The sequence below is a fragment of the Pseudomonas sp. 18.1.10 genome, assembly GCF_024655625.1.
Classification (GTDB): domain Bacteria; phylum Pseudomonadota; class Gammaproteobacteria; order Pseudomonadales; family Pseudomonadaceae; genus Aquipseudomonas.
In genome coordinates this window covers 1-2,622 of sequence record NZ_JANLGL010000399.1, presented here as the reverse complement: position 1 = coordinate 2,622, position 2,622 = coordinate 1, and the positions used below count along the sequence as shown (strand labels likewise).

General features: G+C 62.5%; 2 protein-coding genes. Both read right to left on the bottom strand.

The annotated features are described in order from the left end of the window. Positions 1-69: 69 nt before the first annotated feature. On the bottom strand, positions 70-2,238 hold the full coding sequence (locus NUV89_RS29085) for a mechanosensitive ion channel family protein (protein WP_257784026.1): 2,169 nt from the start codon (positions 2,236-2,238) through the stop codon (positions 70-72). A 52-nt stretch (positions 2,239-2,290) separates the two neighbouring features. Next, the gene (locus NUV89_RS29080; RefSeq protein ID WP_010208820.1) at positions 2,291-2,467 is read right to left on the bottom strand and encodes a hypothetical protein; all 177 of its coding nucleotides are present in this window, start codon (positions 2,465-2,467) and stop codon (positions 2,291-2,293) included. Between the last annotated feature and the right edge of the window lie 155 nt (positions 2,468-2,622).

Genomic DNA, 2,622 nt, shown 5'->3' with positions numbered 1-2,622 from the left:
GACCCACCGCATTCGCGAGCAAGCCCGCTCCCACACAAGCCCGCTCCCACATTGGGACGGTGTTGCCTTCTAGGTATTCTTTTCTTTCTCTAATCCGCCCGATGCCCCCGTGACCACCTGCACACTCAAGCGCGGCGTAGCCAGATCCAACCCCGCCTCATCCAGATGGCGCTTGAGCGACAGGTTGAACGCCCGCGACACTTCCCACTGCTTGATCGGCGCCGTCTTGAACCGTGCACGCAGGATCGCGCTGCCCGACTCGAAACTCTCCACCCCCTGGATCTCCAATGGCGACCAGATATTGCGGCGTTGCAGCGGGTCGTTGCGCATCTTCTGGCCGACATCGCGCATCAGCTTGATGGCGTCGTCGATTTCCATGTTGTACGGGATCGCCACCCGGAAGATCGCGTAGCCGAACTCCCGCGAGTAGTTCTTGATGCTCTTGATTTCGCTGAACGGGATGGTGTGCACGATGCCGTCGATATCGCGCAGGCGCACGGTACGGATGGTCAGGCCCTCGACGGTGCCGAGGTGGCCGCCCACATCCACGTAGTCATCGATGGCCAGGGAGTCTTCGATAATGATGAACAGGCCGGTAATCAGGTCCGCCACCAGCGATTGTGCGCCAAAGCCGATGGCCAGGCCGATCACACCGGCACCGGCCAGCAGCGGCGTGACGTTCATGCCCATGTTCGCCAGGGCGACGATGGCGGCGATGATAAAGATGGTCACGAACAGCACGTTGCGGATCAACGGCATCATGGTCTGCGCACGCGCATTCGCCAGGCCTTTGCGCGAGCGGGTGAGGGCGTGGTGGATCGCCGTGTCGCTGAGGATCCAGATCAGCCACGCAAACAGCAACGTGCCGGCCAGGCCGAACAGCTTGACGCTGATTTCATGGCCGTCGCCTTCGGTAAAGCGAATCAGCGACAGGCCCCACACCCGCAGGCCCAGTTCGATAAACACCAGCCACACCACCAGGTGGGCCAGGGTGTAGACAAAGCTTTTCAGGCGTTCGGAGTACAACGCATGGCGCTTGTGCCCCCGTTGAGGCTTGAGCGCGTGACGCCGCACCAGGCCGTTGATGACCATGCACAGCACCAGCAACACCGTGCACAACAGGGATTGGCGCAACGCGGTGCTGGTGTCGCCGGCAGAGACAAAGGTGGCGAACAGCGAGATGCCCACCAGCAGCAAGGCCGGGATGTACCAGAACGAACCGATGATCTCGATGGTGTCGCTCAGGGCGCGGCGGGTGAGGCGGCGTGACAGCGGCTGGTTGCGGATCAGGTGGGCAATCGGCCGGCGGAAACGCAGGATAAACACGCCGGTGGACAACGCCGCCATCACATTGGCCACGGTGGCGGCCGTGTGGGACAGGTGCTGGCCCAGGGCCTGGACCAGCCGCGGGTCGCTCAAGGCTTCACCGAACGCGGCAAAGCTGCCGATCCACCACAGCGGGCGGAAGGCCTGGTGGCGCAGGATATACAGGGCGCGATGGCGGTGCGGGCCGTCGAGCAGCGAAAACGCAATCACGCAGATCGCCGAGAAACAGGTGCCGACCACCAGCGCATACGCCAGCACCATCGCCAGGGATTTGCCCAGGGACGACGGCAGCACGTAGCTCAGGTACACCGTGATGACCAGGGCGATCAGCCACGGCCCCAGTTTGCGCAGGGCGAAGCGCACCATGTCCCAGGTGCGCGGGTGTTGCGGCAGCTCTTCGGGCAGGCCGAAACGTTCGCGAACGCGATGGCTGAGCCAGATCAGCGCGTAGGCCAGCAGGCTCCACACCGCCAGGATCAAGGCAAAGCCGAAAATGATCGGCAGCCATTCGTTGGCCGGCAGCAGCAGGGCGCGGAACTCATCCTTGGCTTGATCGAATTCATCGGACCAGCGCCCCAGCGGGCTGTCGGCCCCGGAAAACTGCGCTTCCAGATTGGCCAGCGTGCCGCCGATCAACCCCAGCACGCCTTCTTCGGCGGCGGGTTGGGCTTTTTGCGTGGCAGCGCGCAGTTTTTTCAGATCGCTCAGCAGTTGGGTGCGCTGCTGGTCGTTCTCCAGGGTCTTGATTACCTCGTCCAGCGACTGCCCCAGCGGCACTTCGGCCTGGGGCTGGGCCTTATTGTTGCTGCCCAGCAAGCCGGGCAGGCCCACGGCTTGGGCAGGCGCGAGCGGCAGCAAGGTGAGCAGGGCGATCAGCAGGTAGCAGGGCAGGGCAAGCAGGCGGGAGAACACTAGGCGGTCAACCTTGAACACGACGGGTTGACCGAGTGTACGAGGGCAGGGGTCATTCGGCCAGTTTGGCGAGGATTTTGTACACCACGGTGCCGAGGATCAGCAGCATGCCGATCCACATGCCGAACACGCCAAGGGGCTTGTCGCGAAAGTTGAAGCCCACGGCCAGCATTATCATGCCGATCAGGATCGGGATAAGCATGGCGTGGAAGGAGGACATGGAGATCATGGGGCGACGGCCTTGTCGGAGTGGGAATACTGACAAGTCTAGGCGGGATTTCTGGAAGTGGGAGTGATATGGGTCAGGTTAACGCAGAACCAAATGTGGGAGCGGGCTTGCTCGCGAATGCGGTGTGTCAGCCAAATATTCAGTGACTGATACAC